The following is a 5,631-nucleotide window of genomic DNA, read 5'->3' on the forward strand; positions in this document are numbered from 1 at the left end:
CCGTCCTCTACCAGCAGCTCGACGCACCCCGCGAAGAAGGCACCCTGGCCGAGCAGATGGTGTACCTCGGCAAGCAGCAATACTGGCTGGAACAGGTGCTCCCGGAAACGGACGAATCCCTCCGCCTCGGCTACACGCCGGCGCAACTAAAATTCTGTAAAGAAAATGAAGAGATGATCTGGCAATATTTCGTGGAGAACAAACTGCTGTATAACCGGGAAGGACAAACGATCGCGCGGTACATCGGCGAGGGCCCTTCCACCCAGGGGATGCCTTCCGAAGCCCCCGGAAAAATCGGCGCGTATACCGGGTACAAAATCGTACAGGCATTTATGGAGCGCCACGAAGATTATACATTGGAAAAACTCATGAACACGCAGGACGCGATGCTCATCTTCAACGGAGCCAGGTACAGGCCTTAGTTCATTTTGAAGGGAACCACCATCTGGAACTCAGGGATCTTCACATCGAAGAGCTTCTTGTTCAGTTGGTTTTCCATCTGGTAGGTACCGTACATCTTGCCGATCTCGGTACGGAGGTTGGATCCGGAAACATATTGATAGCTTTCGCCCGGCGCCAGCAGCGGTTGAACCCCCACTACGCCCTCCCCTTCCACTTCACGGTGCGAGCCGTTGGAATCAATGATATACCAATGGCGGCGCAGTAATTTTATCGGGAAAGTATTATTGTTCTCGATGGTGATACGGTAAGCGAACATGAACTCACTGCCGATCGGATTGGAATAATCCGGCTGGTAAAACGTCTCCACGCTTATCGTGATTCCCTCTGTGACCTTCTTAACCATAGAATCAGCCTTTACCGTAAAAATAAGGAAAAAAACCGCGTTGTAACATTTTTGTCCCGGGGGCCAGGCGTTTTAACGAATCTTTATCGTATTTCCACCCCTTCCAGCTCCCCCGGGTTCTGCTCCGCCCGCCGGGCATCCTGCTCATAGGGAATGTGGTAATAGCCGTAGCGGGCCCAGTCGCGCACATAGCGCCACAGGAACCGCCAATAGCCCGCTTCCCGGTATTGCCTGACGTGCCGCACCTCATGCCGCACCCAGGCCGTATTGGCCAAAAATTGCTCCCGCGACACGCCGTGCAGGTGGATCACGTTCCCGAAAACGATCGCGATGTTGTTGCTCCCCATCTTCCAGGCCGCCAGCCGTGCTACCATAGAACCCTCGCGGATACTGCATTTCAGTGTTGACATGTTTGCAATTTAACCGCTTTCGGGCCAAAAACAGCACAATCGTACCTATTCACTTCCCGTTAACCGGTCAACGCCCTCCCAGCGCGAACCTCCGGGAGATATTGAAGCCCCAGCGGAACTGCCCGTGCGTCCAGGTGCTGACGGTTTCCGGGATGAACTGGTTCTCCAGGATGGCCGTGGCATTCGTGAAATTCAGGTGGAACACGTGCCCGCCCGTCTCGATCTCCACGCCCACACCCAGGGAATTATAAAACTTCGTGCCCCGCGTTTCGTAATAATCCCTGCTCTCGCTGTCGCGGAACGAATAGAAATAATCGGCCACAAAAGCCACGCGGTTGCTGAAGCGCAGCCTGCCGCCCACGCCCATGGCGAACATGTTGTTCATATCCTTATACCCCACGCGGTTGCGGTGTACGAAAGAAGGCGTCAGCGCCAGGCTGAAGGCGTTGCCGAACTTCCGGGCAATCACCGCCTGCGCCACATAGCTCACCCGGTCGGAGAATTTATCGAAATAGTTGGGGTCCGCCTTATCCGGACTGCTTTTCATGGAAGAAGCCACCGCGTTGGCAAAGAGCGTAACCGCCACGGGAGAACGGTTGTCGTGCGTTTGCTGCAGCAGGCGGTACTTACCCAGCACTTCCCACAGCTGCGAGAAATTACCGCTGCCTTTGGCGCGGCTCACCCCGGCCGTCAGCCGGTCGGTGATGCCGTATTCGAAGGCGATGCGGATGTCGGTGGAGTTATCCAGGCCGAAAAAGGTGGACGACCCGCCGCCGGAACCGCCCATATCCCCGAACCGGTGCGCCACGCGGAAGTCGAGGTCCCGTTTGGCAAGGGTTTCGTTCGACTGCCCGTTGATGATGCGGGTGCTTTTGAAGGTGGAGGAGACTGGGTCGCGGCGGACGGAGTCCTTCCCGAAAATAGCCCCCAGGTCTTCCTGCGCCATAGCCGCGGGGGCCGTGAGCAGCAAGGCGGTGAGCAGGCGGAGATGCAACATATTCGCAGGTTTGATGGTCTTTTTCATGTTAAGGTTTGGTTGCGGCCTGGTACTCGGCGGTCATGGTCACTTCCACCACTTCCGCGATATTTTTTACCACCAGGCTGGGTATTTTGATTTGATGATCGGCTACGCGTACGTCGAACTTAGCTTCAGCGGTGGTTTTGCCGCCCGAAACGGTGATGGTCCCGGGTACGCGGTAAGTTTTGGATACGCCGTGGATCAGGAGCGTGCCTTCCGTTTCCACGGGGTAGCTGCCGTCTTTGGTGAGGTCGGCGTCGCCGAGGATCTTGCCTTTGAACTCGGCGTAAGGGTATTTATCGCTTTCGAGGTAATTCTCGTTGAAGTGCTCCTGCATGAGTTTCTTCTTAAACTGGAAGGTGTTAATGGGCACCTTGAAGTAAATAGCGCGGGAGGCAGGATTGATGGCGGAGACGCCTTTGTTGGTGGTGGCCTCGATGTCTTCCAGCGGGGCGCTGGAAAAGAAGCGCAGGCGCACGTTGCGGCACGACAGCACATCCTGCCCCAGGGCAGATGCGGCACAGGCGAGAAAAGCGGCGATGATGAATATGCGTTTCATGTGGCGGGCTTTTGATGAATCAATCCGGCATTCCTTTGTTCACCCAGCAGGCGATCGAATCGCGGACGGCGCGGGATAGCGCGGGGTAGCCCTGGCTCTGGGGCATGTCCGCATTGCTGTGCGTAACCCTGAACGTCCAGTTTTCGCCATTGGCCGAGATGTAATTTTTCAGTTTGGCAGGCGTCGAGAAATCGGAGATCAGGGGCGAGCTGCCGCCGGGATGGCAGTTGCGGTTGGTGCAGTTCTGCTGAACGATCGCGTAGATCCGGGCGGTGGTTACGTTGACGGATGCGCAGTCCGCATTGGCGGAAGGCTCCGGCGCCTGCTCGGAGGTACAGGCGGCCAGGAGGCCGCCGGCCAGCAGGACCGGCCAGATCCGGGAAAGTGTTTTGCGCCTGGGCATGGTTGTATGGGTTTGCATAGTTTTCTGTACGATATAAGGTCGGGATAGGTTGCCTGCGAAAGATAATAAAGAAAATGAGGGCCTTCATTCCTTATTTTTGTACGCAAATACCGAAGACGTGCATATCGAACAACTATACGACATCTACCGGCAACACCCCTCCGTGCAAACGGACACCCGCCAGCTCAAGGCGGGCGACATCTTCTTCGCCCTGCGCGGGCCCAACTTCAACGGCAACCAATACGCCGCCGCGGCCCTGGATGCCGGGGCCAGCTTCGCGGTGATCGACGACCCGGCGTTTCATACCCAGCCGGAAAAGATGATGCTGGTGGAAGATGCGCTGGTGGCATTGCAGGACCTGGCGCGCCATCACCGCCGGCAGTTTAATATTCCGTTCATCGCCATTACCGGCACTAACGGGAAGACCACCACGAAAGAAATGCTCCGCACCGCACTGGGGGCGGCGTTTCGTACATACGCCACCGAAGGCAACCTCAACAACCATATCGGCGTACCGCTGACGCTGCTGCGTATACCCCTGGATGCGGAAATGGCCGTGATCGAAATGGGCGCCAACCACCGCCATGAGATCGCGGGATATTGTACCGTGGCATTACCCACGCACGGGCTCATCACCAACATCGGGAAGGCCCACCTGGAAGGATTCGGCAGCGAAGAAGGGGTGCGCCTGGCCAAGGGCGAGCTGTACGATTACCTCCGCGAAAACGGCGGAACGGTGTTCGTTTGCAAAGATTATCCGTACCTGGTGGAAATGAGCGAAGGCATCGGCACCGTGATCACTTACGGGCATGAACCGGCCGATTACGCCGGCGCCCCCTTTCCCGGGACCGCGCTGCTGGAGCTGGAAGCCGTGGAAGCGGGCCATGTACGCACCCATCTCGTGGGCGCTTACAATTTCCCGAACGTGATGGCGGCCATCGCAGCCGGGCTGCACTTCAAGGTGCCGGCCGATAAGCTGCGCGCCGCGCTGGAGGCTTACGTGCCTTCCAACAACCGCTCGCAGGTAGTGCAAAAGGGCAGCAATACGTTCGTGATGGATGCCTACAACGCCAACCCCTCCAGCATGAAAGCCGCCGTAGAAAACTTCGCCACGCTCGACGCAAAGCAGAAAGTACTGCTGCTGGGAGCGATGAAGGAAATGGGGCCCGACAGCGAGAAGGAGCACCAGGCACTGGCCGACCTGCTGCAGCTGCACCATTGGAAAGCCGTGGTGCTCGTGGGCAAGGAGTTCTCCAAAACCCAGCACCCGTACATCTGGTTCGAAACCGCGGATGAGGCGAAGGAATGGCTGTCGCAGCAACGGTACGGGGATACGCATTTCCTCGTGAAAGGCTCGCGCAGCGTGGGGATGGAGAGAGTCGTGAATTGAATGGATTGACGTCCGGATAGGTACCGGATGATGAAAGCGATGCCAAATACCCCGCCAACCGGGGCGACAGGGCAAAAAAAGAAACCTGCGAGTTAAAAAACCCACAGGTTTTCATAACCTATGCCAACTTTAGAGTATTGTTTGAAGCCTTGCGGCTGCATTCGCTCTAACTTATACCAATATCAACGCGGGATTAAATAAAAGGTTTAAATACCGCCAATTATTTTCCTGATTTTTTCATAACAGGCTGATTTCGTTCTATCAGCTGCGTTCCTGTGTAAGTTCGATGAGTACGCCGTTGGTGCTTTTGGGGTGGAGAAAGCAAACCAGCTTGTTATCGGCGCCGGGTTTCGGTTCGGCAGACAGCAGCTCGAAGCCTTCGTTTTGAAGGCGGGCCATTTCGGCGCGGATATCCTTCACTTCAAAGGCAAGGTGGTGCACGCCTTCGCCTTTCTTTTCCAGGAATTTGGCGACGGGGCTGGCGGGTGACAACGCTTCCAGCAGTTCGATCTTCGTTTCGCCCTGGCGGAAAAATGCGGTGGCCACGCCTTCGGTGGCTACTTCCTCGGTTTTGTAGCATTCCGCGTCCAGCAGTTTTTCGAACAGGGGAACGGAAACGGCCAGCGACTTCACGGCGATGCCGATGTGCTCAACTTTCAACATATAGGTGTATGATTTAATGCCCGAAAGATGACCCTGCGGTTACCCGCACGTAAGGGCCCTTCCGGGTAAAAGTAGAACTTATATCGTAATTTTGCGTGGATGCAGACACTGCCCGTTTACCTCGACAACAACGCCACCACGCCCTGCGATCCGCGGGTGCTGGAAGCCATGTTGCCCTACTTCACCCACCAGTTCGGCAATGCCGCTTCGCGGGCGCATGCCTGGGGCTGGGCGGCCGAAGAAGCGGTGCAGCAGGCAAGGGAAGAAGTGGCGGCGCTGATCGGGGCGGCGGGGCTGGCGCGGATGCTGCTCTCGGTGCTGCGGCCGCTGATCACACCGGGCGCGGCGACGGTCGCGCTGTACGCGTTCCTGGCCTCGTGGAC

General features: G+C 57.0%; 8 protein-coding genes and 1 pseudogene. 3 read left to right on the forward strand and 6 right to left on the reverse strand.

The window, feature by feature from the left end:
- Positions 1 to 422 (forward strand): annotated as a pseudogene (locus Q0510_RS03955) (hypothetical protein); the annotation flags it as partial.
- Here the strand turns inward: Q0510_RS03955 and apaG are convergent.
- From apaG to Q0510_RS03980, 5 genes are all read right to left on the reverse strand, one after another.
- Positions 419 to 805 carry a Co2+/Mg2+ efflux protein ApaG gene (gene apaG / locus Q0510_RS03960; RefSeq protein WP_109699698.1) on the reverse strand — a complete coding sequence of 129 codons (387 nt, stop codon included), beginning with the start codon at positions 803 to 805 and terminating at the stop codon, positions 419 to 421. The pseudogene Q0510_RS03955 and the gene apaG overlap by 4 nt on opposite strands.
- 83 nt (positions 806 to 888) lie before the next feature.
- Positions 889 to 1,215 (reverse strand): DUF4157 domain-containing protein, encoded by a 327-nt coding sequence (locus tag Q0510_RS03965; protein WP_298708465.1) that lies wholly within the window; start codon positions 1,213 to 1,215, stop codon positions 889 to 891.
- Between the two features lie 67 nt (positions 1,216 to 1,282).
- Positions 1,283 to 2,239: a DUF5777 family beta-barrel protein gene (locus tag Q0510_RS03970; RefSeq protein WP_298708467.1), complete on the reverse strand. Its 957-nt coding sequence runs from the start codon at positions 2,237 to 2,239 to the stop codon at positions 1,283 to 1,285.
- Between the two features lies 1 nt (position 2,240).
- The gene (locus tag Q0510_RS03975; RefSeq protein WP_298708469.1) at positions 2,241 to 2,792 is read right to left on the reverse strand and encodes a YceI family protein; all 552 of its coding nucleotides are present in this window, start codon (positions 2,790 to 2,792) and stop codon (positions 2,241 to 2,243) included.
- 19 nt (positions 2,793 to 2,811) lie between these two features.
- A complete protein-coding gene (locus tag Q0510_RS03980; RefSeq protein ID WP_298708470.1) occupies positions 2,812 to 3,213 on the reverse strand; it encodes a hypothetical protein in 402 nt (133 codons plus the stop codon).
- 79 nt (positions 3,214 to 3,292) lie between these two features.
- On the opposite strand from Q0510_RS03980, the gene murF reads away from it, so the two are divergent.
- The gene (gene murF / locus Q0510_RS03985; RefSeq protein ID WP_298708473.1) at positions 3,293 to 4,585 is read left to right on the forward strand and encodes a UDP-N-acetylmuramoyl-tripeptide--D-alanyl-D-alanine ligase; all 1,293 of its coding nucleotides are present in this window, start codon (positions 3,293 to 3,295) and stop codon (positions 4,583 to 4,585) included.
- Positions 4,586 to 4,846: 261 nt separating this feature from the next.
- Here the strand turns inward: murF and mce are convergent, their stop codons facing one another.
- A complete protein-coding gene (gene mce, locus Q0510_RS03990; RefSeq protein ID WP_298708475.1) occupies positions 4,847 to 5,248 on the reverse strand; it encodes a methylmalonyl-CoA epimerase in 402 nt (133 codons plus the stop codon).
- Between the two features lie 99 nt (positions 5,249 to 5,347).
- Between mce and Q0510_RS03995 the strand changes: the two genes are divergently transcribed.
- Positions 5,348 to 5,631, forward strand: a 284-nt coding sequence (locus tag Q0510_RS03995; RefSeq protein WP_298708477.1) for an aminotransferase class V-fold PLP-dependent enzyme, incomplete at its 3' end; no start/stop codon positions are given.

The sequence above is a fragment of the uncultured Chitinophaga sp. genome, from assembly GCF_937874145.1.
In the GTDB taxonomy this organism is placed as follows: domain Bacteria; phylum Bacteroidota; class Bacteroidia; order Chitinophagales; family Chitinophagaceae; genus Chitinophaga.

Coding starts and splice junctions, on each gene's coding strand:
- apaG (WP_109699698.1), bottom strand. CDS start 805: ATGGTTAAGAAGGTCACAGAGGGAATCACGATAAGCGTGGAGACGTTT.
- Q0510_RS03965 (WP_298708465.1), bottom strand. CDS start 1,215: ATGTCAACACTGAAATGCAGTATCCGCGAGGGTTCTATGGTAGCACGG.
- Q0510_RS03970 (WP_298708467.1), bottom strand. CDS start 2,239: ATGAAAAAGACCATCAAACCTGCGAATATGTTGCATCTCCGCCTGCTC.
- Q0510_RS03975 (WP_298708469.1), bottom strand. CDS start 2,792: ATGAAACGCATATTCATCATCGCCGCTTTTCTCGCCTGTGCCGCATCT.
- Q0510_RS03980 (WP_298708470.1), bottom strand. CDS start 3,213: ATGCAAACCCATACAACCATGCCCAGGCGCAAAACACTTTCCCGGATC.
- mce (WP_298708475.1), bottom strand. CDS start 5,248: ATGTTGAAAGTTGAGCACATCGGCATCGCCGTGAAGTCGCTGGCCGTT.